Consider the following 24,579-nt stretch of genomic DNA (forward strand, 5'->3'; position numbering starts at 1 on the left):
TCTGGTACATGTCGCGACTGTGTTCAGTTTCAGCCTGATTGGGCTTGTTACTACGCAGCGTTTTCTTGCTGCACTCCGACCATGCCCACGACATCGGAGGTGATGTCGTGGTCTATTTCTTCGATTGCGACGACCGGCACGCGGCAATTGTGCCGGATCATCAATGCTTGCGTCAGGAAGCGCAGTTCGCCCGGCATGACGACGACCGGATCGAAGCCGCGCTCATTGGCATCCACCAGGGCGTCCTTGGTTTCGTTCGCCAATCGGCGCAGCTTTTCGCTGATCTCTTCCTTTTCCGTCTTGTCCGAGGCGTCGCCGTAAGATCGGACGAAGCGTTCCCATTCCGGTGAAAGCGACAGCACGGGCAGCAGTCCCCGCTGATCGAGAAGACCGAAGGCGATCTGCCGCGACAGAGCCCATCGCGCCTTCTCGGCCAATTTGTCCGGATCCTGCTCGTGCGGCTCGATCTTGAGCATTGTCTCCAGAAGGCCGCGCGGCTGCGATAACGTGACGCCGGAATCGAGCAGGCGCCGAATGACCGCAACCAGCAGCATCGGTGAAACCTGGGTACGAACGTCGATGGCGAGCTTGCCCAGTCTTGGCTCAAGGCCCGCAAGCCACTGCGTTGCATCATCGACGCTGAAAATCGAGCCGGTATGGCGCCGGACAATGCGAACGATATCCTGGGCGATCAGCTCCGCCGGACGATCAGCCTTGCAGGATATGAGCCCAGCCGGCACATTCTCGACCTGGATATGGATCATGTCCTCCCCTATGCGGGGGTCGGCGTTGAAGGTCGGCACGGTGATGGCGACGCCCACCGCGCGGGCCGCAACGCGGATGCGCGCATCGAGATGGCCGCCGAGATTATCGGTCTCGAGCCGGGACATCGTGGCCGCCGAGAGCGTCGCGACGATGGGGTCGCCATATTTGGCGCGATCGAGGGCGGCTGTCGCTGTGCCGTTCTGCTGATGAGCCAAACCATTTGCGGCGTCGATTGCGGGGGATTGGGGTCTGCGCTTGCGGACGAGGACAAGCGCCAGTGTCGCCAGACCGATGCCGATCGGCCAGAGGATGGTGGTCGGAAAGCCAGGGATGAGGCCGGCTGCCAGCGTGATTGCAGCGGCAATGCCGAGGGCGCGGGGCTCCTTCACCAACTGGCGGCCAATTTCGCTGCCGAGATTGCTGCTTTCGTCGGCGCTGACGCGGGTGACCACCGTGCCGGCGGCAACCGCCATCAGCATTGACGGGATCTGGGACACGAGACCGTCGCCGATGGACAGCAGCGAATAGAGGTGGGCGGCCTCGGAAAAGCTCAATCCACGCTGGAAGATACCGATCGTCAGGCCGCCGAGGAGATTGACGGCGACGATCACCAGTCCGGCAATGGCGTCGCCCTTGACGAACCGCATGGCGCCGTCCATGGCGCCGAAGAACTGGCTTTCCCGTTCCAGCTGCGAGCGCCGCTTCTGGGCGGCTTCGCCGGTGATATGGCCGCTGCGCAGGTCGCTGTCGATGGCAAGCTGCTTGCCGGGCATGGCGTCGAGCGTGAAGCGGGCGCCGACTTCGGCAATTCTTTCAGCGCCCTTGGTCACGACGATGAACTGAACCAAGGCGATGATTAGAAACATGATGAGGCCGACGACGACATTGCCGGCAACGACGAAGGAACCGAATGCGGAAATGATCTCGCCGGCATCGCCCTCGGCAAGCACCAGCCGGGTTGTGGAAATCGTTAAGGCGAGACGAACCAGGGTTCCGATCAGGATGACGGCCGGAAAGGTCGAAATGTCGAGCACGGTGCGCAGGTAGATGGTCGTTACCAGGACAACGAAGGCAAAGGCGAGATTCAAGGCAATCATCGCATCGATCAGCGCCGTCGGCATCGGCAGCACCATCATGGCGACGATGACGGCGAAAAATCCCGCAAACAGGATGTCGGTCCGTTTGGCGATGGCTGCGAATGGCGGCAGGAGGCGGATCATGGATTACGCTCCTCCGTCGCCTGCTGTGCGCGCCAGCCGCAATTTCTTGTCCGGCGCGGGATCGAAGCTGATCGTGTCCGTTTCCTTGCCACGGGCGACCACCATTTCCCCAGGACGTATCTCCTTGATACGCCAGTCGCCGGATACCGTTTCCCCCTCACGGTAACGTCGACCGTCATTGCCAACGACGAATTTGACAGGTGCATAGCCGGCGGCGGCGACGAAGCCGGCCAGGCCAGACGAGAGCGTCGTCATGTCGACGACAGGAACGGGGCTGCGGCGCGAGATGGCGGCGAGAATGCCGTCCAATTGTGTCTTGCTGGCAATGTCGAGCGGCTTGGAGCCTTCGCCGATACGGATCTCATTCCCGTTGTTCGCGAGTTTCGCACCGAGCTTTAGGCCGGCCAGTCGCATAGCCTCGCCCAGCTCTTCCGTGATCGAACTGGCGGTTGGCTGCGGGGCAACCGTTTTGATTTGTGCCGTCTGGATGTCGCGCGCCGGCTCCCGGTCCGGACCGAAGCCGATGTACAGGAGGGGAGCGGCGAGTATCAGAAGGCAGGCGGCCGCCATTCTGCGGAAGGTCAAGGGCTGTCGGACAGGCGGATACGCAGAGAGGTTCTCGATGTGGCACTCGACGTCCGCAAAGTGGATGGTTTCGCTGGAGCCGATGGAAACGCGCTCGCCGCGATGCAGGATAGAATCGCCGATGGCCACGCCGTCGCGTAGTGCTTCGATAGTTGCAGCCATCCGCTTTGCCTCATCGGAAACATGCAGGCGAAGCGCCGGTTCCGGATCGCAGCCCAGAATGACGAAGTCACAGGTCGGGCCACCGCCGACGGTGTATGTCCCCGGGCCAAGGTTATGGACGGATGCTCGCCCGGCACGCGCAATGCGCAAGGTCGGCGGGTTGTTGCCGCCCGTTGTCTGGCGTGAAGTGACGGATGATGGAGATGGAACCGTGCGCATGATCTTCAACGGCGGTTTCTGTTTCCGACGCCTTTCCGGCCAATCCGAGCCGTCAGACTATCACTGTGATGAGGGAAAGGCGTGGTGCCGTGAACTGCCCGGCAACCAGAAAGAGAGGCGAAGCCGACAATGGCCGGCTTCGCCGAAAGCATCAGGCCGGGCCGATTTTCTTGATGGCGTTGGCAACGCCGTTGATCTTGGTGATCTCGGTCGCGACCTGCAAGCTCTGAGCCGTTGCTTCGTTCTGAGCGGACTTGAAGCTCGCGATAGCGGAGTTGATGCCAGCACCCAGAGTGGAGCTGCTGCTGGTAGTGGTAGTAGCCATTGCTGGTCTCCTTTGCGGTTAAGCGAGTGCAGAATTGCCGAAAATAATGTAATAATCAAGATATAGTTGTTAAAATTCCGTTAGATCGCATTGTGGATATGATTATCGTAATACGGATATTCAGATATTGTTGAATAAACTGAGTATTATTTGGATATGTCGATTATGCCGCAGAATTATGCCAACTGTATATTAAAAATAGGCAATCGCGAGCTGTGATGTTATGGAGAGGATGCTAGGGGATAAGCCGAAAAAGATTGGAGATTATGGAGATGAAGTTGCGCGTGTCATCGATTACCCTTCTCATCCTGCTGGCGCCTTTGACTGTGCAGGCAGCCGCCAGCGGGAAAGACGTCCGCCTTAATGTCGTGTCCCAGCCGGTGGCTGACGTTGTGGATACCTTGTCCTTCATGTCCGGAATACCGGTTACGACTACAGGCAAATTAACCGGCCAGGTAGAAAACTGGTCGGTGAAGGAAGAGGGCGTGGCCGCATTTGAGGCGCTCGGCCGTGTCAGCAATCTGTTCGTCGCTTTTGATGGGATCCGGGTCATCATCGCCCCCAAGAACGACATCACGACTGTGATCCTGGAGCAGAAAAGGCGAGGCTGGAGAGTGACACGGAGCGCCATAGACGCGCTCTTTCCGCTCTACCCCGAAGACGCCATCCGATATGATCCGGCCAGCGACCTTGTCATCGTGCGCGGCCCCACCGCTTTCGTCTCCGCGGTGGAAATGGTGGTGAACCGATCAACCGTCGAAACGGTGGAGGTGATCAAAAGCGGCCATGTGGAAATGATCACGCCTCCTGCCGCGGCGAACTGATCTAACTTGGCCAATGGTAACCCGAATGGACGACGCGAGCTTATTTGAGAAGCTCTTGCAGATCAGAAATATCCGCGCTGATGGTCTTGCCCGACAGCTTGCGGCGTTGCGTCATCGATTGGTTGATATGGAAGCGGAGGCAGAGGCCCTTGCGCTGGATCTTCACTCCACAGGCGAGCGAGCGGATGCTGCCTCGCCGACGCGGTTGCTGCAGCTAGGCCAGCGGGTCAACGGGCAGGATCTGCACAAATCACTACGGCAAGCAGCTATGGTGAAAGCGGAGCTCGAGCAGCTTCGTCACCGTTCCGTGGAGGGGGAGCGCCTCAATGTGAAGGAGGCTGCCGCCCAATATGCGGTAGGACTTGCGCGCGCTGTTCGCATCGTTCGCCGCACGGAATGCGTCTTGGAAAGCCTCAAGGAAGACGCGCCTGGCGCCGATGATGGCTCAGGATAGGCGGCGCTTGAACCCACCCCCGCGCCAGGGCATCTCAACGCTAACCGAGCATCGCGAACATGCTGCGGGCGAGAACACGCGCTCAATATCAGCAATGCAGTATTCGTGCAACAACGCGAGCTGACGCCACCCACGCGAACGACAACTGGCTTGTCGCAAATTTTTGGCGCTTAACGGTATGTTGACCATGGGAAGAGAGATTGCCGCTCCGAAAATTGTGGAACGAGCCGATGATTCTGAATGCTATTGCCGAAAAGCTGAAGCGGCAATCGAAGGATGATTTCAAGGGCCGGCATTTCGAGGCATGGCTGATCGTGCAGGCGGTTGCCTGGTATTTGGGTTATCCACTCAGCTATCGGGATCTTGAGGAGATGTTCCGGGAACGTGGCTTCGAGGTCGATCATAGCACCGTCAACCGTAGGGTTCTGGCCTACGCGCGGATGATCGAAAAGCGGCTTCGCCAGTTCCGGCGCCGCATTACGGCTCTGTCCGGATTGACGAGACCTACGTCAAGATTCGCGGCAACTGGCGATATTTGTCTCGAGCCGTCGACAAACACGGAAATCCGGTAGATTTCCTGCTGACAGCGAACGGGATCTCGATGCCGCTAACGGCGGTTTTGTCGGGGAAGATATCGGTAAAGGCGATGCGGGAGGCATCGTCGATGCAGATGTGGACGTATGGCCGGGACGATCGGTCCGCCATCCCGGCGCGTCCTTGTGCCCTGAACCGTTCGACTCAGCGCGAAACGATCTTTGACGAGACACCATAAAGGCGGGCAGCCTGGGCTTTGGACACTTGGCCTTTGGCAACGGCCAAAGGCATTTCCTCTCGCCGCAACGGTGTCAGTCGGGCATTCTTATGGATGTTCATTCGGAGTGATCCTGGAAAACTGAGGTGTGGTACTCCAGTCTCCTAAATCCGCTCCGAATGGACAACCTCCGGAAAGCTCACATCTAGCCTCTTTTCCGGCTTTTCCTTGCGTGGCGGAGCGTTTCGCATTTCAGCGCCGACGCGGCGGCGTGCCGATTTCAGATGCGGATCCCCTTGCGTGTCCTTGTGTTCCCGCCGGGCTTCTGTCTTGGTCATGCGATGTTCGCGGCGGAACAACAGGCGCGAGATGGAAAGGTCGAAGAATGCTGCGGCAAGCATGATCGCGGCCGCTATGACGACAACGGTGCCGATCAGGTAGGCCGCGACGGATAGCGAGCAGGCCTCGCCGCAAAGCGGTGCCCAGAAAATGCCGTTCAGAAAATAAAGGATGGCACCACCGCCCGCGAAGGAAAGGATAATGACCTTGACGATGCCTTTGAGGAACTCCACCAGGTTCGTCACGGAAAAGAGCTTCTTAATCCCACTTACCGGATTGAGCCGGTTGAGATCGAAATTCATATGCTTCGTCGTCACCGGAAAACCTTGGCCGTCGAGGATCGAAACGGCAATGACGATCGCAAGACCGAGCAGCATGGGCATCCACAATATGCCGAACAGTATCTCGGCCATGTCCTTGACAGCCGTCAAAGGAAAACCCGGTTGGGTTCGCTGGCTTCCGGTAAGGCCCGCGGCATCAAAGCCTATGCCGAATATCCTGGCAAAATCCCGCAGGATATTGCCGAGCGCCCAGGCGAGATAGGCGGCGATCGCCAGCAACGACATGGCGACCGGAATTTCCTTGGAGCGGGCAACCTGCCCCTCCCGTCGCAACCGGTCGAGCTTGACGCGGCTGGGCGGCAAGCTTTTTTCCTCTGTATCGTCATTTTTGGACATCGGCAGCCTCGAAGATCGATTTCACCTCGGCAAAACCCCGCGTCCAGATCTCGTTGAAATAACTGCCGGCGAACATGGCGTAGAGCACCAGCACGCCGGCCACCGCCAGGTTCTTGAACGTCGCCACGCTGTCGTTCAGCGGAAACTGCTTGGCCGAACGGCCGACAAAGCCGAGCGATAGTTCGATCGCCCCGATGACGATGACGAAGGGCGCCGCCAGCAGCGTACCCATCCGGAAAAGCTCTGTGAAAATATCCAGAATGATCCTGAACGCGTCCCCGTCGAAGGCGGGTTTCAACGCGAACAGCGGCCAGAATTCGAAAGACTTGTAGAAGATAGCGACGAGGTCGGTAATGCCGCCGGTTGCGACAAAGATAGCCAGCGCGATCGACATCAGCACTGAGCCGAGCGTCGTCGTCTCAAGCGCATTGACCTGATCGAAGAGATTGGCCGCATTGGCCCCACGATAGACGTCCGTCATGTCGCCCGCCGATTGCGCTGCCCAGAAGGGAATGCCGAGCCCCATGCCGATCACTCCGCCGAAGACGAATTCCTTCAGGAACAGGACACCGAGGATGAGATAGCTCGTGTGGCCCTCCGCTAGCACCGTATGAGCAAAGGCGACGGCCGGCGCGGAGAGACCGATGGCAAGACCGATCCGCAGCAGCCCGGTGATGCTGAACAACGAGAACAGCGGAAAGATGGAGAGAATGCCGAGCGCCCTCGCCGCCCCGAGCGCCATCGCCGCCGGGATCGCGGTCTGCAAATTGACGACGGGGAACTGGGCAAGGCTCGTGTCCATCCGGCCTATTGCACGATGGTCGGAAAATCGTTGAAGATGTGGATCGAGTGCTCCAGCAAGGGCGTTGCCAGCGCACGCCCGAAAACAAGCAGCACGAAGGACAGGACGAATATCTTGACGATCTGCGCGATTGTCTGCTCTTGGATCTGCGTTGCTGCCTGGAATATGGCGATCACCAGCCCAAGGATCGCCGCAAGGCCGAGCACTGGGCCGGCGAGCGCGAATGTCGCGAGGATTGATGCGCCGATTTCGGCCGAGATCTGCTCCTGTCCCATCACTCAGCTCGCATAGGAAAGCACGAGCCCTTCGAGCAGCCGGCGCCAGCCGTCGACGCCGACGAAGAGAAGCAGCTTGAAAGGTGTGGAAACGACGGTCGGCGACATCATCTGCATGCCCAAGGCCACGAGAATGGCCGAGACCGCAAAATCGATCATCAGGAAGGGCAGATACAGCAAAAAGCCGATTTCGAAAGCGCGGGTCAGCTCAGAGACGAGAAAGCTCGGCGTCAAGACGGTGATATCGTCGGGGCTGGCAGGCAGGGTTGCGGTATCGCCCCAGATGCGTTGCGACGAGTTGACGAAAAACTGACGAACCTCCTCATCGGAGAATTTCATCATGAAGGCCTTCAACGGCGCGCCGACCTCCGAAAGACCGGCCGCCAGGCCATTGATCGTGTCAAAGTGGACATCGGCGCGCAGAAGGACCTGCCAGCACTGCTGAAGGATGGGGTTCATCACAAAGGCCGACAGCACGATCGCGATGGCGAAGACCAGCAGGTTCGGCGGCGTCTGCTGGATGCCTATAGCATTGCGGACGATCAGAAGCACGACGGCGATCTTGGTAAAGGAGGTGGCCACGACCGCGATGACGGGCAAGATCGAGATGGCGGCCATCGCCGCCAGCCCCTGGGTCAAGGGAAAGGCACTTTCCATCAGGCGTGCAACGCGGTTACACGGACGGCCGTGAGGCCGTCGAGTGTGACGATCTCGCCCCGGCCGATGATCCGTCCCTGGGCGACGATCTCGACAGCATCCTGTTTCGGGCGGTCGAGCGGGAAGACATGGCCTTCGGCAATGCTCTCCAGTTCCGATAGCGGCAGCTCGATCCGGGCTATATCGAAGACAAGCTTGACGGGAATATCGCCGATAGACGCGATTGTCGGCGCCTCCCGCAAATCCTGGTCGATTGTTTCATTGCTCATGAAATGCCTCATTGGTCCATTTGGCCGTGTCAGCAACGGTCCGGAAAGCGTCGCGCCCTCGTTCGACAGCGTGCAGGCCGCCAGAAAATGCTCGCCGGTGACGGCTATTGCGTTCTCGTCCGCCATAGGGTCGATCAGGATCCCGTCGCCGACCGAAAGCTGCTTGAGCTCGCTCGCGGAAAGAACCGCATAGCCGCGCCGGATGGCAATCTCAGCGGTCAGCGCGGCAAGCTGGCGGCGCGGAAGGCGATTGGCCCATCGCCTCAGACCCATCAGCATCGGCTCGGGAAAATGACCGTATAGCGGCAAGGAAAGCCCTTGCCATGTGAGTTCAAAACCGAAATTGCCAGGCAGTTCGCGGGGTGCCGCTGGGCCGACGTCCGTCAAGGCAATCTGCCCGCCGATCTGTGTTTCGACCCTCTCCAGAACATCCGACAGCAGATATTCCAGCACCGCTGCGCAGGCCGGCGGCGAAAGACGGTCCCATTGCGCCAGCGGCTCCAGCCGGTCGACGATCAATTTGAGGGTGGCGCCAGGCGCCAGGAGTTCGACCGGCTCTCCGGCCATGGTCAGACCGAGACGCGCCGGATTCTCCATCCTGTCCGTCGCGATATCAGGAGCAAGCGGCCGGATCGCCAACATGCCGCCGCCGAAGGGGATCCGCCAGGCTTCGAGCGCCTGCGGGATTCCATGTCCAGAATGCAGGCCCATTGGCGAGAGGTGATCAAAAGCTGCGTTCATCGGGCCAGTTCCAGCAGCCTGGCGACGGTTTCTTCGAAGGACAGCGCTTTCGCGTGCCCGCCGAAAAGAAAATTCCCGATCTGAGCTCGCTTGCGTACAGCTTCATCGATCACCGCATCGCGCCCCTCCTGATATTCGCCGACACGAATGAGAAGCTCGACCTCCTTGTAGAGCGCCAGCATCGAGCGCAACCGGTCGGACGCCCGCCGATGTGTTTCCGTCACCACGGCATTCATCGTCCGGCTTCTGCTTGCCAATATGTCGATTGCCGGAAATTGCCCCGCCTGGGCGATCCTGTCGGAAAGAACGATATGGCCGTCGAGAAGGGCACGGGTTTCCTCGGCGATAGGATCCGTCCTCTCCTCGCCCTCGACGAGAACCGTGTAGAAAGCCGTCATCGTACCCTCGGTGCTATTGCCGGCGCGCTCGAAGATCTGCGGCAGGAGCGCAAAGACCGAGGGTGGAAAACCGCGCCGCACCGGTGGCTCGCCCGCCGCCAGTCCAATCTCACGCAGTGCCCGCGCCAGGCGTGTGACACTATCGACCACGAGGACGACGCGCTTGCCCCGGTCCCGAAAATGCTCGGCAATCGCCGTGGCGGTCAGCACGGCTTTGAAGCGTTCAAGCGCCGGTCGCTCGGACGTCGCCGTGACCAGCACGGCGTTTGATCGCGCCCCGGCAGGCATGACGAGCTCGACGAACTCCCCGATTTCGCGGCCACGCTCGCCGACCAGCGCACAGACGACGACATCGGCGTCCACATTCTTGACGATGTCGGAAACCAGCGTCGATTTTCCGGCGCCCGGCGGGCCGAAAATGCCGATCCGCTGGCCCTCGCCGCAGGTCAGAAGCCCATCTATGGCCGGGATCCCGACGGGCAGATGCCGAGCGACCGGGCGGCGCGTGAGAGGCGCTGGCGGTGGCGCGTAGAGTGGTTGGTTGGTTTTATCCGCCCGGCCCGCCACGCCCTCGGCCTTGCGGATGATATTGCCATGGGCGTCGATGACGGCACCGAGCAGGAAGTCTCCGACCACGATCACCGGTTCGCGCCCTGTCGGGATGACTTCGGTGCGGACCGATATGCCGCGTGTCGTCCCATGCAGCGACAACAGCGCCGTTTCCCCCTCAATACCGACGACATCGGCAAAGCGGACTTCATCCGTTCCCGGCTCGCGGAGCTCGCAGAGTTCGCCGATACGCACGGCTGGAACATTCGCGCGCACCAGCAGACCGGAGACGCCTGTGACCCGGCCACTCGCGCGTCGCGTCCGCGTCTGGTCGATCGCCTTTTCCAGTCTCGCCAGCGCTTCAACCACGGCCCGCGGCCTCCACGAGCGCGGCGATCTGTTCGCGCATGCCAATATGGGCACGGCTTGTCGATGTCTCCATCACCATCTCCTGTCCGGACAACAGGGGGTCGACGAGGATATCGAACGAATGGTTCAGCCCTTCGGCGGCACGGCGCACCAACCCTTCGTCTTCCGGCGGCACGTAAAGACTGACCGTCTGCGTCGCGGCCGTGTCGGCAATCGCCCGGGTGATGATCCGGCGAATGCGATCATCCATATCCATGGAGCCGACGATCTGCGCTACAGCCTTCAGCACGACCTGGCCAATCCAGTGGTTCAGGTCACCCAGCTCCCTCTCGGCCTTGCCGGTAGCTTCGGTAAGAGCCTCGGAAGCCTTGCGCAAACCGTCTGCAAATCCGTCCTGATAGCCGGATCGCCGCGCTTCCTGCCGCTCGTCTTCCGCCTTTACATGCATGTCCGCCGCGGACTGAAGGGCGGCAGCGACGAGATCGGCGGCATCGCTGATCTGCCCGAACTCGGCCGCTGGTATGATCCGCCGTTGACTAAAGGGGGCTGATGTCACCGCCGGCTCTCCCATTGAGCAATCGCAACGGCCTTGCCGATGGCAAGTGCGGCGGAGCGGATCAGCGATATCGAGCCACCGTCCCGCCGGCTTTCCCATTCACTAAGCCAGATCGGCGCCAACCCGTTGTCGGCGAGCCAGAAACCGAGAATGGCCCAGCCATCCGCTTCGGCAAGCCGCCGGACCTCCTCGTCCTCGAAACCGGGCAAGGTGGGTGCCGACGGGGACAGATGAGCGTGGCCGCAGGCGAATACCAGAGCATCCTCCCCGAAGATGGCGGTCAGCGCCGCCACTTTGTCCTTGCTCAGCACAGGACCGGCGGCGGCGAGGTGATAGGTCAGGCCTACTGACAACGCTGCCTCTCGCTGCATTCGCGGCGAAAGCGTCAGTAGATGACCGGCTTCGACCGGCAGACAGGCGGGATCGCCACCGGTCTCGGCGCGTGCATGAAATAGGCGTGACTGCAGCCGCGGTGTCGCATCCAGATGGCGCAGAAGGTCGGCATCGATTTCGCTCAACCACCCTGCTCCACAGCCAGCTCCGGCGAGTGCGGCCCGGCGAACCGCCACATCCTCAAGCGCTGCCTGTTCGCCATGGCTGCCCGCCCGCGTCATCAGCTTTCCTTCCGTCGCGGGAGGAGAAGAATGAGACTGGCGGCAATCGCCAGCAAGGCTGAGCCTGCGATCGAAAGAGTGCGATAATCCAGAAAGGAGGCCAGCCCGTGCGTTGCAGTTGCGATCGCGACCTGCGCGGCGGGCAGTTGCTTGGGTTCGGCTGCGCCGGCGGGCGCGGCTCCAGCGAGAGAGCCGATCTCCGACCAGGGGCTGACCACCACCGATACATCTTCGTAGGCGAGACCCGGAACGCTGTTGAGCAGCAAGGACCGGCTCTTCATCTCGATATCAACCAGATTGGCACCCGGACGATATTGTAGCAGCGCCGAGGCACGCGCCTTTTCCTTGATGAGACCCCGCCCATTGTCTTCCGGAAGCACGATATGCACGCGGGCGGCGGCGACACCATCCAATGCCGATAGCGTCTCGCCAAGCTGCTGCTCGACCGCATAGGTCATCCTGGCCTTCTGCTCGAGCGGCGTGACCAGAAATCCGTCCCCGGGAAACAGGTCCGCCATCGTGCGATGCGGCAGGCGCGGCAAACCGGCGTCGGAGAGCAGCTCGATTGCCCGAGCGTGATCGGTTTCATCAACGGCGATCTTGAAGACGTCACCCTTCTCGCCCGTTACCGTGGCGCGGATGCCGTCACGCTCCAGGAGCACTTGCGCATCGCGCGCGTCCCGCTGATCAAGGCCGCTCAGGACATCCTCACTGCAGGCCGACAGGAAGGCAGCACAGACGAGAACGGAGAGGATTCCCGCCGCGCGACGCAGCAATAACGATGAAAGCGAAAAGGGCATCACCACGGTCAAATCACTCATTGGCCTTGCGTCAGCCGCTTGGACGACGACATGACAGATTGCGTGAGAGAGGAGATGAGCGTCGTACCAGTAGCGAATTGCTGAGACTTTTCCAGCCTGTCGATGGCGCTCTCCAGCTTCTCCGTCTTCGCCGGGTGGTCACTGGTCTGGCCCGGTTTCTCGACAAACCGCACCAATGGCGTTTCGGGCGCTGTACCCTTCGGCATGATGAAAGAGGTAATGCGATCGAGGAAACTCGAAGTCTTCGTCTCGATCGGCGCGGGATCGAATGCCGGGGCGGCCTCGCTGCCCGGCATGATCTTGCGCAACTGTATACCAGGCGAGACCGGCTGCTCGACTTGAAGGCTCTCCCGATCCGTACCGATCCGGAGGGAAACGGTCTCCACCGTCTGCAAGGGCGCTCCGGACCCGACCACATCGGTAGGAGGAACAAAGGCACCTCTGGGAAGGGCATCACCACTCATCGGAAATTCCTTGTACGCGACACAATCCGCTTGGTCAGTGAAAGCGAGGCCCGAGGACTATTCCTGATCGCCCTCGTCGATGGCGTCCTTCGCAAAGTTGAAAAGCGTGTTGTTGAGCATCAGCGTGTTGGAAACCATGCTCGGCAAGAACGCTTCGACCGCAGCATTCAGGACCTCTTTCTCGCTATTGGGATCAACCTTCTTCGTCGCGTCGCTGGCGCTGGTGTTTGACGACGTGGAGCTGGGCGCATCCGCAGGTGCGGTTGGAACCGTGGCCGGATTTGGTGTTACCGCTTCAATCGCCATGCACATTCTCCGTCTGGAAGAGCTGATCAATGCTGATCCAGGTAATATTTCGCCAAAATCATGGTGTCAATTCACTAATTATAACAGATAACTGAAACACACGGAAAATCACGCAGTACTTATGAGGAATCTTCTCATTCTATCTGTATAAAAAAATGGATTCCTGCTTGAAGATTACAGCAATAAGATACTTTTAATCCAAAAAGCGAAACTTATATCCGCAAAGCGCGCCAAGATTGTCTTTGCGGTTGCTTTCAGAAGACATCAATTTCTTGTTTCGGAGTTCCGGGCGCGCTTCGCCAGCCTGAGCGAGGGCTTTCCCGTCAAGAACGACGGAGGCATCCGCCTTTTCAAGAGTGAAGCGCCGGACTGGCGCTTTCGAACAATCCGTTTACCCATATTCGAATGAATATGAGTCCGCAGGCGCCATTTACGCACTTGCAATTACCCATAAGTAGCTGACTCGTTTACGAAAAGCTTTCGCTGAAATCTTGAATCGAAAGAATCACTTGTGATTCTGTGTCGAGCACCTGATTCTCTTAAGGTGGTGCTTTATGTCGGTTCGAGACGATGTGATGGCTGATAATGACGGCCATTGGAGCAAGCAGGAAATAGACGCGGGGTCTTTCAAGGATGCTCGCCTTGGCCGACGCTGCACAGAACTTTTACGACAGCTTGGAGAGCATATGGGCGGCTCCATTCCTTTCGCCTGCCAGGACTGGGCCAACACAAAAGCCGCTTATCGGTTTTTCTCCAACCCGAATGTTGAGGAAGGCGATATCCTTAACGGCCATTTCGCCGCGACCGCTCAACGCTACGATGCTTCCAATGGTCCGATCTTGGTGCTGCAGGACACGACCGAGTTTACCTATCAGCGCCGCAATCCGCATGCCGTTGGCTTTACGAAGAGCGTCAACAGTGGCCGTGACAAACAGGAGCGGCTGCGCCACCATACGGTCTGCGGGATATTGATGCATTCGAGCCTTGCGGTGACCTTGGATGGGCTACCCTTAGGGTTGGCAGCCGTCAAGTTCTGGAGCCGCGACAAGTTCAAGGGCACGGCTCAGCTCAAACGCAAGATCAATCCGACACGTGTTCCGATCGAAACCAAGGAAAGCATCCGTTGGCTTGAAAATCTGTGCCAATCCGTCGCGCTTCTCGGTCAGCCAGACCGATGCATTCATGTAGGCGATCGCGAAAGTGATATCTACGAACTCTACTGCCTGACCAAGGAGCTTGGCACGCACTTCGTCGTGCGCACCGTCGTCGACCGGCTGGCTGGCAACGGGGATCACACGATATCGGCTGAAATGCGCGATGTTGAAACTGTCGGCCGGCATCTCATCGAAGTTCGCGCCGACACCGATGAGGTCACCAAAGTCCACCTGGACATCCGATTCAAACGGATCCGGGTGCTGCCGCCCATCGGCAAGAAGAAGCGATACCCTGCTTTGGACGGACGTGTTGCAGGGATCAGATTCTGTACGAGATAACCCCACCCTTGGGATTTTTCATACAACACGCCGGAATTCTGGACGGCCAAGTTCAGTCATCCGGTTGAGAACGTGGACGCCGATCTTGGCTTCTGTTTTCTGATTGTCGAAGTTCCTCGCTTTGAGTTTTGGCCCAATGACCGTCTTCCATCTACCCATCTGGGTCTCCACCCGGCTGCGCTGGTTATAGCCGGTGGATTTCTGCCAAGCCATCCGGCCCTTGTTTTCGATTTCGGCGATATGGCGGTCCCGTACCGTTGGATTGAACGCCGATTGCGGACTTTCAACTGCTGTCTTGGGAGGCGGGATAATGATCTCCACGATCTCGCCGAAGCGTGTCTCCAGAAGATCACGGGTCGGCGCTCCGTCATAGGCGCCATCAGCGATAAACTTGGCAACTGGGCCATCAATCTGATCCAGAAGACCTGGCAAAGCGGTCGGATCGCCAACATCATCCGTGGTTAGATCCGCGCAGACAATCTCACCACTAGCAAGATCAAGACCAATGTGAAGCTTGCGCCATCTTTTACGTTTCACCTTGATTGTGTGCTTGTTTTCCAGCCACTCGCCCTCACCGAAGACTTTTAACCCCGTGCTATCGACCACCAGATAAACAGGACCGGACGCTCTGGCTCCGGACTTTGTCGACGGCAACGCCAGCCCTTTGCTCCGGCGCGACAGGGTGGAGAAGTCAGGCACGGCAATATCGAACTCCATCAGCGCCGCAACGCTGCGCATCAGACCTTGGGTCTGGCGTAGCGCCAGCCCGTAGACGACGCGTAGGGTCAAGCACAATGTGATCGCCAGATCCGAGTATTTCGGCTGACCGCCCCGCGATCTCCGCCTCGGCGCCGTCCATAAAGCAAGGGCCTCATCACTCACCCACACGGTCAAATCACCACGTTGACGCAGGCTTTCATTATAGGCCGCCCAATTCGTCACCTTAAACTTCTGCTTGGCTATCTTGTCCCGTCGGTCGGCATTGAACTTATGCGGCATCATCAAAACCCCGATCAGGAGACTGAAAACCAAAGCCCAATATCAGTCGCCGGGTGATCCGCGCAACAACGCCGGTCGGCGCTCCGTCATAGGCGCCATCAGCGATAAACTTGGCAACTGGGCCATCAATCTGATCCAGAAGACCTGGCAAAGCGGTCGGATCGCCAACATCATCCGTGGTTAGATCCGCGCAGACAATCTCACCGCTAGCAAGATCAAGACCAATGTGAAGCTTGCGCCATCTTTTACGTTTCACCTTGATTGTGTGCTTGTTTTCCAGCCACTCGCCCTCACCGAAGACTTTTAACCCCGTGCTATCGACCACCAGATAAACAGGACCGGACGCTCTGGCTCCGGACTTTGTCGACGGCAACGCCAGCCCTTTGCTCCGGCGAGACAGGGTGGAGAAGTCAGGCACGGCAATATCGAACCCCATCAGCGCCGCGACACTGCGCATCAAGCCTTGGGTCTGGCGTAGCGCCAGCCCGTAGACGACGCGTAGGGTCAAGCACAATGTGATCGCCAGATCCGAGTATTTCGGCTGACCGCCCCGCGATCTCCGCCTCGGCGCCGTCCATAAAGACAGGGCCTCATCCTTCACCCAGATGGTCAAATCACCACGTTGACGTAGGCTTTCATTATATGCCGCCCAATTCGTCACCTTAAACTTCTGCTTGGCTATCTTGTCCCGTCGGTCGGCATTGAACTTATGCGACATCATCAAAACCCCGATCAGGAGACTGAAAACCAAAGCCCAATATCAGTCGCCGGGTGATCCGCGCAACAACGCCGGCCAGGAAGGCCTTTCGCTGCAGTTCGGCGCACCGTGCTTCGTGCGTGCGCTTCATTTCCCTGAGGTCATCCGCCGTGAACGTCACACCGTCCCGATCAATCAGCGTTGCATGAGTGCCTCAGATGGCATTCGCAATATCTATGCGCTCCTCGGGTGTCATCGAAGATGAGGTAGCGTCTGCTACCTGGTCCTGGTGCCGCCCCGTGTATGTGCGCGGCCTGACGGACCATGGCTACAGCATCCGGAGACTCGTCGCTCGGACCCGCCGTGATCTGGGGGCAACCGAGAAACGAGCAGCGATGACTGGCCCGCAGCGCGACGGCCATTTTGGTCTTCGGTGAGAATTCGTCTCGTTTGTTCATAGGTCGCCATGGCAAGGTACAATGCAAATTATAGCCGAGTCGCAATAGATCGAGGCTATGCAAAAGTTTCCAGCCGCTCGCGGACAATCGCACGCATCTGGGCCGCCCGATCGGCAGCTGCGGAACCATCGGTCAGCGGCGGCGGCAGGGCGAGATCGTCCAGGCCGCGCGCAAGTGCTGCGACCAGTTCATCCATGGCCGTATCCGCCGCCGTCACCGAAATGCCCACCGTCGCCGCGAAACGCTTGAAATCCGCTCTCTTCAGCCGTTCGTCCTTGCCGGTGATTTTGAGCGCCAGGTGATCGTGCTGCATGTTCGGAAACACCCGTGTTGTCACCGCATCGTAGAGCGGCGCCATACGCACTGAGTTGAAATGTCTGCTGCCGGGTTCTGCGATTTTCAGCACCGCCATGTTCTTCAGGTGCATGTCGCCATCGGCGATCAGCCAGGCGAACAGCGCCCGCTTCAAGAGCAGCAGCAGATCCGCGTCGGCGTCGGTCGAAAGTGGACGCAGAGCGCCCGCGATCCGCTCCATGGTGCCTGTGTATTTATCTTCGGCCCGCACGCCGAGAAGGGACGCCATATCCTCAAGCGCCAGCCGTCGCATGTCGTCATGACTGGTGCGGATATCGAACCGCTCGACCGCAAGGGCCGCCGGCATGCTATCCGGCATGACAACAAGCGCAATCGCCGGAACCGTGAATCCGGCCGCGCGGCCCAGCTCCATGGATTGCCATTCGATCGCGGGTAGCGCCTCGAATCCCGACGTGCCGGCAGGCTTCAGAATATGCGTGAACGGCTTGTCCGTGCTCGGCATCAGGGTGCCGCCCGCATCAAGGAACATCGGCGCCTTGATCTGGACGCCCGACAGGCGCGGCGTCGCGCCGGTCGCAAAGATCCGCGCCAGATTCTGTTCGAATGTATCCTGGATGCTGCCGCGGCCGGGACCGGCATAGGTTCCCGTGAACATACGATCCGCCGTATAATGGCTCAACCTCGTCAGCAGAATATCGGCCGGCAGGGTATCCAGCTCATTCGCCCGTTCCACGATCGTGATATTCGACATATAGCGCTTGCCCGTGCGCAGCTCTGCCCGTTCGTCAGGATTGTTGAGCACTTTGCCAAGCCAGCCCTCCGGCAGCAGCGATTCAATGAAAGGCGGCAGTTTGCCAGGCGTGGTCGGACGGACGAGCGGCGGGCCTTTCGGATCGGACCCATGCCATCGCCATTCAAAGCCGTCATGCACCAGGTTGCCGATCGGCGCGCCGTGCCACGCGACAACCAGATCCAGAGCGGCCTGATTGGCGACGGCGGCGACGGCGCCGGGTTTGCGTTTCAGGAAGCGCTCGGCCTGGCTGCCTTCATCAAGCCAGTCATTGTCACGGGCGAGCTTGAACACCGCATCGGCGGCATTGTCCGGGCTGCCATATTCTTCGATCAGGCGGGCGGCTATTGCCTCTCTCATCGCTTCGTCGAAGGATGCGGCATGTTCGCTGCGAATGCGGAAGGCTTCAAGAAAACGCTGCCGCAGCGAGGACACATCGACGCGGAATTCGCCCATATCGTCGCCAACTGTGGCTTGCGCGACGGACGGGTGGTCCGGCGCTTTGTTCTGGATGATTTCGAGCGCCCTGATGCGCTGTCGCTGCACGCGGCGGCCGGTCAGGAACAGGCGGCCATCGCGCATCGGACCGAGGAGTACAGCGCTGGCGGCCGACAAGTAGGCGTTCGGATAGAGATATTTGGCGATGCGTACCGCGTGGGTCAGCAGTGTCTGGTCTATATCGTCGTCAGCATTTACATAGATGCCGCGCATTAACTGGATGAGCTTGCCTGCCTCCGCCTGCCGATGGGCGCGGGTTTTATCGATGTTTTCGCCGACGAGATGAAGGGGCATAGATGTAACTTTCGTGCATTTCAGATACGCGGAAGCTACATCACCTTCTCTCAGATTTCAAGATTATTGTCACTATTACGTATGCCAAACACGCGATAGTTACAGCTTTCGGTATTCCAAGCGTCGGCGTCTAGTGGCTAAACCACTGATTTATAAATGGACTCCCTACTCTAATTCCATAATTAGTCTCACGCTACTTTCGTTATCATGTTGAAAATTAACGGTTAAAAGGAATATTTCCCGATGTGGCGTGTTGCCGCGTTTGGGTCTCTTGGCCCGCGGAAAAAAGCTTCCGCCCGGTCGCCGATCGTCATGTGCCTAGCCTCTGCGACAACGAAAGCAACCAATCCCGCTCTCTTGTGATGGCGTCCGGCGTTGGTGCACGGACCGTTTAGCGTTCTGAGTTAGGCAGGAGGGAACCGCAACAGCTCTTGTCGTTTAGTCATGCCTTTCAAACACAATGCCAGCCGTCGTCATCACATTGAGAAGACGAAGTTCAGGGTGACGAACTGGCCGGAGTATGAAGCAGGACTTCGTCGGCGTGGCAGCCTGACCTTGTGGCTGACACCGGAAGCCCTGTCCAAATGGTATGCTCCAAGACGCAAGACCCGCGGCGGCCAGCACCGTTATTCAGATCTGGCAATCGAGACCACCTTGACGCTGGGCCTGGTGTTTGGCTTGCGGCATCGCCAGGCAGAAGGCTTGTTGGAATCGGTGCTGCAATTGATGGGCTTAGCGCTTGCCGTCCCCGATCACACCACGCTGAGCCGTCGGGCGCGCGCATGGCGATCTGCCGGGAAGCGGCCCGAAAATCAGGTTCCACCTGCCGGACCGTTGCATGTTCTGGTGGACAGCACCGGCCGACAGGTTTACGGCGCGGGCCAGTGGCTGGAGGAGAAGCATGGCGCCAGATCCCGCCGAGGTTGGCGAAAGCTGCATCTGGCACTGGATGCCGATAGCGGCGAGATCGTTGCCCATACCCTGACGGATCAGGATGCTGGCGATGTCTCTCAAGTTGCGCCACTCCTCGACCAGATTGGCGGTCCGATCGTACAGTTCACAGCCGACGGTGCCTATGATGGAAAACCTACATAGGACGCAGTCATCGATCATAGCGCGGCGGCGGCTGTCGTCATTCCGCCTCGCGCCAACGCGGTCGAGCCAAGCGACGATAGACCTCCCGGCCAACGGAACCGGCATATCGCCGCAATCAACAGTGACGGCCGGATGAAATGGCAGGTCTCTACCGGCTACGGCAAACGCTCGCTGGTTGAGACGGCAATCGGGCGATACAAGTCCATCATCGGGCGGCGTCTGCGGGCCAGGTCGCTGCCTGGTCAGCAGACCGAAGTCGCCATCGGCTGCGCCGTCCTCAACCGCATGCTTGCTTGCGCACGCCCGAAAGCCGTCCGCCGCAAGGCAGCCACCCCATAGTCAGCCGTTTCAAAGATCCACATCCGTGCACCAACGCCATGCAACAGTGCTCCAATTTGTTAACAAAAATTAGACATTGACCAATGACTAATATCCGATATTTGCCCGCCAAGAAAAGGCAATGGAGTTTGCATGGCCCCGATCTTCCTCGTCGACCTCGACGACACGCTGTTCCGTTCGCGTCGCAAGCTTCCCGGCTTCACCGACGGACAACTTACTCTGGGCGCGCGCGTCCTCGACCCCGACGCTCCTGCTAGCAAGCACTCGTATATGACGCCGACGCAAAAGGCGCTGGTGGACTGGTTGCTACGCACGACACAAGTCATCCCGGTGACTGCACGCGGGACGGACTCCTACGCCAATGTGCAGATACCCTTCTCCAGCTATGCTATCGTCGCTAACGGTGCGGTCATCCTCGATCCCGACGGCAAGCCCGACGCCGAATGGCGCGACATGGTCGAGGCGCAGCTTCTTCCCTTTGCGGACTATTTTTCGGAGCTTCTCGACGCGGCCAGAGCAAAAAGCGCCGACCTCGGAGTTTCCATGCGCTGCTGGCCCGTGCTCGAGGATGGCGTGGCGACCTACCTTGTTTTCAAGGAGAACGACAGCGGCGACGGATCGCGTCTCCAGGAAATCGTGCCTGTCGTCGACAGGGAAGGCTGGATCCGCCACCACAACGGCAACAACCTGGCGCTCATTCCACCAGTCATCTCAAAGCGTCTCGCGACAAACTTCCTGCTTGACAGATTTCGTGCTGACGAACCCGATCGCCCGGTCTTCGGCCTCGGCGACAGCACCAGCGACATGTCATACATGTCTGTATGCGACTGGTGGGGGGCTCCGCGCGAATCGCAGCTGACAGATCTCGTCACAGCGGCACTATCGGCTCGTTGAGCAGTAGACATCGTCGCCTCGAAAGGTCCCGCGATCCACGGGAACACAGGGCTTTCCACGGTTGGACCGTTTACGGAATTTCAGATGCGCGTTTTTTTGAAGATAGCGGCTATGAGCTTCTTCAATCTTTGGCACCATCTTCCCGCGCGATGGTAACCGGCGTTGTTGCGCGGATCACCCGTCGACTGATATTGAGCGGTGGTTTTCAGTCTCAAGTTTTCAGTCTCCTGATCCGGATTTCGACGATGCCGCACAAGTTCAATGCCGAGGTTCTGTCGCAAAACTTTTCACCGGGTTTTGCAACCAGTATGTTAGGCGTAGATCCGGGTTGAAGATGAGCAGGCAGATTGAGTTTCCCGATGATCGGGGCCGGAACCGCTTCGGCTCGAAAGGAAGAGATATGACCAAGCCCACAACCAATCCTCGCCAGACCGCCCGGGTCGTTCAGCTCCGCAAGGGCGCTACCGTCGAAATGGTCCGCCTCACCTGTGATCTGAACCCTTCAAACTGGACCAGTTTTGGTTAGAGTTTTCCGGTGCATTTTCCTGGCTGGGAAAGGAACGGAAGACGATGAAGGCATCGCAATTTTCGGACGCGCAGAAGGCGTTCATTCTGAAGCAAGGTGATGAAGGTGTCTCGCTTGCTGAGATGGCACTGTAAAGTTATCAGCGGATTGATGCAGCGATAGCTGGCCGGGACGGCTGTCAGGCTGCGGCGACACACGCGATTTTGTTCCAGATTTGCATGGCGGCGTTACGCAGGTCTCGATGTTGAGCCGATGACAGCGTATTGCGGGGAAAGTGGAACAGGTTGGCAATCGGATCATGGATGGAAACGAACCGCTGGAGCTGGCGTGCCGACTTGAAGCGTTTCATGGTCCTTTCGCGTCGTCGGGTCGGCTGGTGCGAATTTTCCGCTCGATTATTGAGGCCTTTGTGCGACCGGTGTTCGACACCGGGCATGAGGTCGCGCCTGGCGGCATCATAGGACCGGAGCTTGTCGGTGATCATGACCCGTGGTGTCCGCCCTTGAGCCTTCAGCAACTTACGCATCAGACGCTTTGCCGCCTTGCCATTTCGGCGGCTTTGCACCAGTACTTCGAGGACGAAGCCGTCCTGATCGACCGCACGCCAGAGCCACTGCTTCTTGCCATTGATGGCCACCACACATTCGTCGAGATGCCATTTGTCGCCCAGGCAGCCGGCCGACCGTCGCTTGATCTCCCGGGCGAAATGCCGTCCGAATTTCTCCGCCCAGCTTCGAACGGTCTGATGCGTGACGATGATGCCGCGGGACGCCAGCATGTCCTCAACCATGCGCAGGCTGAGCGGAAAGCGAAGGTAGAGCCATACCGCGTGCGCAATGATCTCAGCGGGATAGCGGTGGCGACGATAAAGCGGATCACGAGCAACTTCTGACATGGCCCATGTACGCACATCTTCATCAGCCGTCGGTTAACTTTACGGTGCCAGCTCGGCGCCATGAACCTGAATCCTGTCAGCTACAAACGGCATCGCTTTCCGCCCACTTTGATCGCCCATGCGGTCTGGCTCTACACCAGATTTCCGCTGAGCCTGCGACTGGTCGAAGAAATGCTGCTGGAGCGCGGCATCGTGGTTTCCTATGAGACGATCCGGTGTTGGGCGAGGAAGTTCGGCCCGGATTATGCGCGCCGCTTGCGGCGGAAGGCGCCAAGCCCAGATGCCAGATATCCTTCCGCGACGGCTTCTTTCTAGGCAACTGCTTGGCGTAGGCTGCCCCGAATTTGCGGCCCCATCGCCGTATCGTTTCGTAAGAGACGACGATACCGCGCTCCAGCAACATTTCCTCGACCAGCCGCAGGCTCAACGGGAACCGGAAATACAGCCAGACCGCACGGGCGATAATCTGCGGTGGAAATCGGTGGTTCTTGTAGCTGATGGTCGATGAGGTCATCTCAACCGTATTATCCGCCACCCGTTAAGTTGCCGACAACGTGACATCGCCGGTAAGTGCCTTCATGCTCAAGCACGGGCGCGTCTACTGGCGGTAGATGCGAACGTCGTAAAGCTCCTCCCTTCCTCCATTGTATATAGCCGTGCAGCGCTGCCCTCCGACAGTGAAAGTTGTCATTTCCCGGGAAATGCTCGGGAGTACATTATTCCAGTGCATTTGGCGCAACATGGTTACGTCCGCCCGGATGCCGTCGACCCAATTTGGAGGGAGGTATTGACCGAGTTCGACGGGAAGTGGCTGACTATATGTCGGGCCGAATAGCGATGACCCGAGGCCTTGATCGGCGTTGTTGCGCGGATCACCCGGCGACTGATATTGGGCTTTGGTTTTCAGTCTCCTGATCGGGGTTTTGATGATGCCGCATAAGTTCAATGCCGACCGACGGGACAAGATAGCCAAGCAGAAGTTTAAGGTGACGAATTGGGCGGCCTATAATGAAAGCCTGCGTCAACGTGGTGATTTGACCGTGTGGGTGAGTGATGAGGCCCTTGCTTTATGGACGGCGCCGAGGCGGAGATCGCGGGGCGGTCAGCCGAAATACTCGGATCTGGCGATCACATTGTGCTTGACCCTACGCGTCGTCTACGGGCTGGCGCTACGCCAGACCCAAGGTCTGATGCGCAGCGTTGCGGCGCTGATGGAGTTCGATATTGCCGTGCCTGACTTCTCCACCCTGTCGCGCCGGAGCAAAGGGCTGGCGTTGCCGTCGACAAAGTCCGGAGCCAGAGCGTCCGGTCCTGTTTATCTGGTGGTCGATAGCACGGGGTTAAAAGTCTTCGGTGAGGGCGAGTGGCTGGAAAACAAGCACACAATCAAGGTGAAACGTAAAAGATGGCGCAAGCTTCACATTGGTCTTGATCTTGCTAGTGGTGAGATTGTCTGCGCGGATCTAACCACGGATGATGTTGGCGATCCGACCGCTTTGCCAGGTCTTCTGGATCAGATTGATGGCCCAGTTGCCAAGTTTATCGCTGATGGCGCCTATGACGGAGCGCCGACCCGTGATCTTCTGGAGACACGCTTCGGCGAGATCGTGGAGATCATTATCCCGCCTCCCAAGACAGCAGTTGAAAGTCCGCAATCGGCGTTCAATCCAACGGTACGGGACCGCCATATCGCCGAAATCGAAAACAAGGGCCGGATGGCTTGGCAGAAATCCACCGGCTATAACCAGCGCAGCCGGGTGGAGACCCAGATGGGTAGATGGAAGACGGTCATTGGGCCAAAACTCAAAGCGAGGAACTTCGACAATCAGAAAACAGAAGCCAAGATCGGCGTCCACGTTCTCAACCGGATGACTGAACTTGGCCGTCCAGAATTCCGGCGTGTTGTATGAAAAATCCCAAGGGTGGGGTTATCTCGTACAGAATCTGATCCCTGCAACACGTCCCCGTACAAGTGGGTCAAATCCGCCGACCAAATCCTCGCGTCGGTCAAGCGCTTCTGCCAGAAGACAATGAACCGAACTTCAGATTCAGGTGACTAGGTGATCCGCGCAACAACGCCCTGCTCCAGCAGCAGCAAGCGGGGCAGCAGCAGCAAGCGGGGCAGCCACAGCAAGCCGCAGACG

General features: G+C 58.9%; 23 protein-coding genes and 6 pseudogenes. 9 read left to right on the forward strand and 20 right to left on the reverse strand.

The window, feature by feature from the left end; genetic code table 11:
• Nucleotides 1-50 precede the first annotated feature (50 nt).
• The 3 genes from BA011_RS32955 to BA011_RS44590 all read right to left on the reverse strand — a co-directional run bounded on the left by BA011_RS32955 (nucleotide 51) and on the right by BA011_RS44590 (nucleotide 3,276).
• The gene (locus tag BA011_RS32955; RefSeq protein ID WP_065283972.1) at nucleotides 51-1,985 is read right to left on the reverse strand and encodes a flagellar biosynthesis protein FlhA; all 1,935 of its coding nucleotides are present in this window, start codon (nucleotides 1,983-1,985) and stop codon (nucleotides 51-53) included.
• 3 nt (nucleotides 1,986-1,988) lie between these two features.
• Nucleotides 1,989-2,699 carry a hypothetical protein gene (locus BA011_RS32960; RefSeq protein WP_237352807.1) on the reverse strand — a complete coding sequence of 237 codons (711 nt, stop codon included), beginning with the start codon at nucleotides 2,697-2,699 and terminating at the stop codon, nucleotides 1,989-1,991.
• A 403-nt stretch (nucleotides 2,700-3,102) separates the two neighbouring features.
• The gene (locus tag BA011_RS44590) at nucleotides 3,103-3,276 is read right to left on the reverse strand and encodes a hypothetical protein (RefSeq protein ID WP_167377043.1); all 174 of its coding nucleotides are present in this window, start codon (nucleotides 3,274-3,276) and stop codon (nucleotides 3,103-3,105) included.
• Nucleotides 3,277-3,548: 272 nt separating this feature from the next.
• On the opposite strand from BA011_RS44590, the gene BA011_RS32965 reads away from it, so the two are divergent.
• The 3 genes and pseudogenes from BA011_RS32965 to BA011_RS32975 all read left to right on the forward strand — a co-directional run.
• Entirely contained in the window at nucleotides 3,549-4,100 is a 552-nt protein-coding gene (locus BA011_RS32965) for a hypothetical protein (protein ID WP_065284170.1), read from the forward strand.
• A 25-nt stretch (nucleotides 4,101-4,125) separates the two neighbouring features.
• Nucleotides 4,126-4,554 carry a hypothetical protein gene (locus BA011_RS32970; protein ID WP_065283973.1) on the forward strand — a complete coding sequence of 143 codons (429 nt, stop codon included), beginning with the start codon at nucleotides 4,126-4,128 and terminating at the stop codon, nucleotides 4,552-4,554.
• A gap of 230 nt (nucleotides 4,555-4,784) precedes the next feature.
• Nucleotides 4,785-5,175: pseudogene (locus BA011_RS32975) on the forward strand (IS6 family transposase); the annotation flags it as partial.
• 120 nt (nucleotides 5,176-5,295) lie between these two features.
• On the opposite strand, the pseudogene BA011_RS45485 reads toward BA011_RS32975, so the two are convergent.
• From BA011_RS45485 to BA011_RS33030, 12 genes and pseudogenes are all read right to left on the reverse strand, one after another.
• A pseudogene (locus BA011_RS45485) lies at nucleotides 5,296-5,427 on the reverse strand (helix-turn-helix domain-containing protein); the annotation flags it as partial.
• A gap of 42 nt (nucleotides 5,428-5,469) precedes the next feature.
• Nucleotides 5,470-6,321 carry an EscU/YscU/HrcU family type III secretion system export apparatus switch protein gene (locus BA011_RS32980; RefSeq protein WP_065283974.1) on the reverse strand — a complete coding sequence of 284 codons (852 nt, stop codon included), beginning with the start codon at nucleotides 6,319-6,321 and terminating at the stop codon, nucleotides 5,470-5,472.
• A complete protein-coding gene (locus tag BA011_RS32985) occupies nucleotides 6,308-7,123 on the reverse strand; it encodes an EscT/YscT/HrcT family type III secretion system export apparatus protein (protein WP_065283975.1) in 816 nt (271 codons plus the stop codon). The genes BA011_RS32980 and BA011_RS32985 overlap by 14 nt, the downstream gene beginning before the upstream one ends.
• Nucleotides 7,124-7,128: 5 nt before the next feature.
• Complete coding sequence (locus BA011_RS32990) at nucleotides 7,129-7,398, reverse strand: flagellar biosynthetic protein FliQ (protein WP_065283976.1); 270 nt, start codon at nucleotides 7,396-7,398, stop codon at nucleotides 7,129-7,131.
• Between the two features lie 3 nt (nucleotides 7,399-7,401).
• Entirely contained in the window at nucleotides 7,402-8,055 is a 654-nt protein-coding gene (sctR, locus tag BA011_RS32995) for a type III secretion system export apparatus subunit SctR (protein ID WP_064245289.1), read from the reverse strand.
• Entirely contained in the window at nucleotides 8,055-9,065 is a 1,011-nt protein-coding gene (gene sctQ, locus BA011_RS33000) for a type III secretion system cytoplasmic ring protein SctQ (protein ID WP_064245288.1), read from the reverse strand. The genes sctR and sctQ overlap by 1 nt, the downstream gene beginning before the upstream one ends.
• Nucleotides 9,062-10,381, reverse strand: coding sequence for a FliI/YscN family ATPase (locus BA011_RS33005; protein ID WP_064245287.1), 1,320 nt, complete (start codon nucleotides 10,379-10,381; stop codon nucleotides 9,062-9,064). The genes sctQ and BA011_RS33005 overlap by 4 nt, the downstream gene beginning before the upstream one ends.
• The gene (sctL, locus tag BA011_RS33010; protein WP_064245294.1) at nucleotides 10,374-10,937 is read right to left on the reverse strand and encodes a type III secretion system stator protein SctL; all 564 of its coding nucleotides are present in this window, start codon (nucleotides 10,935-10,937) and stop codon (nucleotides 10,374-10,376) included. Before sctL ends, BA011_RS33005 begins: the two co-directional genes overlap by 8 nt.
• Complete coding sequence (locus BA011_RS33015) at nucleotides 10,934-11,551, reverse strand: hypothetical protein (protein WP_064245286.1); 618 nt, start codon at nucleotides 11,549-11,551, stop codon at nucleotides 10,934-10,936. Before BA011_RS33015 ends, sctL begins: the two co-directional genes overlap by 4 nt.
• Nucleotides 11,551-12,372, reverse strand: a complete 822-nt coding sequence (gene sctJ, locus BA011_RS33020; RefSeq protein ID WP_081374278.1) for a type III secretion system inner membrane ring lipoprotein SctJ — start codon at nucleotides 12,370-12,372, stop codon at nucleotides 11,551-11,553. The genes BA011_RS33015 and sctJ overlap by 1 nt, the downstream gene beginning before the upstream one ends.
• Nucleotides 12,369-12,836 (reverse strand): hypothetical protein, encoded by a 468-nt coding sequence (locus BA011_RS33025; protein WP_064245285.1) that lies wholly within the window; start codon nucleotides 12,834-12,836, stop codon nucleotides 12,369-12,371. The genes sctJ and BA011_RS33025 overlap by 4 nt, the downstream gene beginning before the upstream one ends.
• Nucleotides 12,837-12,893: 57 nt before the next feature.
• Nucleotides 12,894-13,142, reverse strand: coding sequence for a hypothetical protein (locus BA011_RS33030; RefSeq protein WP_065283977.1), 249 nt, complete (start codon nucleotides 13,140-13,142; stop codon nucleotides 12,894-12,896).
• 575 nt (nucleotides 13,143-13,717) lie between these two features.
• On the opposite strand from BA011_RS33030, the gene BA011_RS33035 reads away from it, so the two are divergent.
• On the forward strand, nucleotides 13,718-14,635 hold the full coding sequence (locus tag BA011_RS33035; protein WP_237352790.1) for a transposase DNA-binding-containing protein: 918 nt from the start codon (nucleotides 13,718-13,720) through the stop codon (nucleotides 14,633-14,635).
• 18 nt (nucleotides 14,636-14,653) lie between these two features.
• Here the strand turns inward: BA011_RS33035 and BA011_RS33040 are convergent, their stop codons facing one another.
• From BA011_RS33040 to BA011_RS33050, 3 genes and pseudogenes are all read right to left on the reverse strand, one after another.
• Nucleotides 14,654-15,634 (reverse strand): IS5 family transposase, encoded by a 981-nt coding sequence (locus BA011_RS33040; protein WP_065284172.1) that lies wholly within the window; start codon nucleotides 15,632-15,634, stop codon nucleotides 14,654-14,656.
• Nucleotides 15,635-15,707: 73 nt separating this feature from the next.
• Nucleotides 15,708-16,352 (reverse strand): annotated as a pseudogene (locus tag BA011_RS33045) (IS5 family transposase); the annotation flags it as partial.
• A gap of 492 nt (nucleotides 16,353-16,844) precedes the next feature.
• A complete protein-coding gene (locus BA011_RS33050; protein WP_065283978.1) occupies nucleotides 16,845-18,686 on the reverse strand; it encodes a HipA domain-containing protein in 1,842 nt (613 codons plus the stop codon).
• A gap of 444 nt (nucleotides 18,687-19,130) precedes the next feature.
• On the opposite strand from BA011_RS33050, the pseudogene BA011_RS42950 reads away from it, so the two are divergent.
• From BA011_RS42950 to BA011_RS46170, 3 genes and pseudogenes are all read left to right on the forward strand, one after another.
• Nucleotides 19,131-20,120: pseudogene (locus BA011_RS42950) on the forward strand (IS5 family transposase).
• 132 nt (nucleotides 20,121-20,252) lie between these two features.
• On the forward strand, nucleotides 20,253-21,014 hold the full coding sequence (locus BA011_RS33060; RefSeq protein WP_065283979.1) for a hypothetical protein: 762 nt from the start codon (nucleotides 20,253-20,255) through the stop codon (nucleotides 21,012-21,014).
• A 400-nt stretch (nucleotides 21,015-21,414) separates the two neighbouring features.
• A complete protein-coding gene (locus BA011_RS46170) occupies nucleotides 21,415-21,540 on the forward strand; it encodes a hypothetical protein (protein WP_257785328.1) in 126 nt (41 codons plus the stop codon).
• Between the two features lie 178 nt (nucleotides 21,541-21,718).
• Here the strand turns inward: BA011_RS46170 and BA011_RS33070 are convergent, their stop codons facing one another.
• A complete protein-coding gene (locus BA011_RS33070) occupies nucleotides 21,719-22,435 on the reverse strand; it encodes an IS6 family transposase (protein WP_151343700.1) in 717 nt (238 codons plus the stop codon).
• A 60-nt stretch (nucleotides 22,436-22,495) separates the two neighbouring features.
• On the opposite strand from BA011_RS33070, the pseudogene BA011_RS33075 reads away from it, so the two are divergent.
• A pseudogene (locus BA011_RS33075) lies at nucleotides 22,496-22,711 on the forward strand (IS6 family transposase); the annotation flags it as partial.
• A gap of 1 nt (nucleotide 22,712) precedes the next feature.
• Here BA011_RS33075 and BA011_RS45490 read toward each other — a convergent pair.
• Nucleotides 22,713-22,996: pseudogene (locus tag BA011_RS45490) on the reverse strand (IS6 family transposase); the annotation flags it as partial.
• A gap of 368 nt (nucleotides 22,997-23,364) precedes the next feature.
• Here BA011_RS45490 and BA011_RS33080 point away from each other — a divergent pair.
• On the forward strand, nucleotides 23,365-24,345 hold the full coding sequence (locus BA011_RS33080; protein WP_065284172.1) for an IS5 family transposase: 981 nt from the start codon (nucleotides 23,365-23,367) through the stop codon (nucleotides 24,343-24,345).
• Nucleotides 24,346-24,579 lie beyond the last annotated feature (234 nt).

The sequence above is a fragment of the Rhizobium leguminosarum genome, assembly GCF_001679785.1.
Classification (GTDB): Bacteria; Pseudomonadota; Alphaproteobacteria; order Rhizobiales; family Rhizobiaceae; genus Rhizobium; species Rhizobium leguminosarum_R.

Excerpts from the sequence above, each read along its gene's own strand:
- BA011_RS32955 (WP_065283972.1), bottom strand. The coding sequence starts at position 1,985 with ATGATCCGCCTCCTGCCGCCATTCGCAGCCATCGCCAAACGGACCGAC.
- BA011_RS44590 (WP_167377043.1), bottom strand. The coding sequence starts at position 3,276 with ATGGCTACTACCACTACCAGCAGCAGCTCCACTCTGGGTGCTGGCATC.
- BA011_RS32965 (WP_065284170.1), top strand. The coding sequence starts at position 3,549 with ATGAAGTTGCGCGTGTCATCGATTACCCTTCTCATCCTGCTGGCGCCT.
- BA011_RS32970 (WP_065283973.1), top strand. The coding sequence starts at position 4,126 with ATGGACGACGCGAGCTTATTTGAGAAGCTCTTGCAGATCAGAAATATC.
- BA011_RS32980 (WP_065283974.1), bottom strand. The coding sequence starts at position 6,321 with ATGTCCAAAAATGACGATACAGAGGAAAAAAGCTTGCCGCCCAGCCGC.
- BA011_RS32985 (WP_065283975.1), bottom strand. The coding sequence starts at position 7,123 with ATGGACACGAGCCTTGCCCAGTTCCCCGTCGTCAATTTGCAGACCGCG.
- BA011_RS32990 (WP_065283976.1), bottom strand. The coding sequence starts at position 7,398 with ATGGGACAGGAGCAGATCTCGGCCGAAATCGGCGCATCAATCCTCGCG.
- sctR (WP_064245289.1), bottom strand. The coding sequence starts at position 8,055 with ATGGAAAGTGCCTTTCCCTTGACCCAGGGGCTGGCGGCGATGGCCGCC.
- sctQ (WP_064245288.1), bottom strand. The coding sequence starts at position 9,065 with ATGAACGCAGCTTTTGATCACCTCTCGCCAATGGGCCTGCATTCTGGA.
- BA011_RS33015 (WP_064245286.1), bottom strand. The coding sequence starts at position 11,551 with ATGACGCGGGCGGGCAGCCATGGCGAACAGGCAGCGCTTGAGGATGTG.
- sctJ (WP_081374278.1), bottom strand. The coding sequence starts at position 12,372 with ATGAGTGATTTGACCGTGGTGATGCCCTTTTCGCTTTCATCGTTATTG.
- BA011_RS33025 (WP_064245285.1), bottom strand. The coding sequence starts at position 12,836 with ATGAGTGGTGATGCCCTTCCCAGAGGTGCCTTTGTTCCTCCTACCGAT.
- BA011_RS33030 (WP_065283977.1), bottom strand. The coding sequence starts at position 13,142 with ATGGCGATTGAAGCGGTAACACCAAATCCGGCCACGGTTCCAACCGCA.
- BA011_RS33035 (WP_237352790.1), top strand. The coding sequence starts at position 13,718 with ATGGCTGATAATGACGGCCATTGGAGCAAGCAGGAAATAGACGCGGGG.
- BA011_RS33040 (WP_065284172.1), bottom strand. The coding sequence starts at position 15,634 with ATGCCGCATAAGTTCAATGCCGACCGACGGGACAAGATAGCCAAGCAG.
- BA011_RS33050 (WP_065283978.1), bottom strand. The coding sequence starts at position 18,686 with ATGCCCCTTCATCTCGTCGGCGAAAACATCGATAAAACCCGCGCCCAT.
- BA011_RS33060 (WP_065283979.1), top strand. The coding sequence starts at position 20,253 with ATGGCCCCGATCTTCCTCGTCGACCTCGACGACACGCTGTTCCGTTCG.
- BA011_RS46170 (WP_257785328.1), top strand. The coding sequence starts at position 21,415 with ATGACCAAGCCCACAACCAATCCTCGCCAGACCGCCCGGGTCGTTCAG.
- BA011_RS33070 (WP_151343700.1), bottom strand. The coding sequence starts at position 22,435 with ATGTCAGAAGTTGCTCGTGATCCGCTTTATCGTCGCCACCGCTATCCC.
- BA011_RS33080 (WP_065284172.1), top strand. The coding sequence starts at position 23,365 with ATGCCGCATAAGTTCAATGCCGACCGACGGGACAAGATAGCCAAGCAG.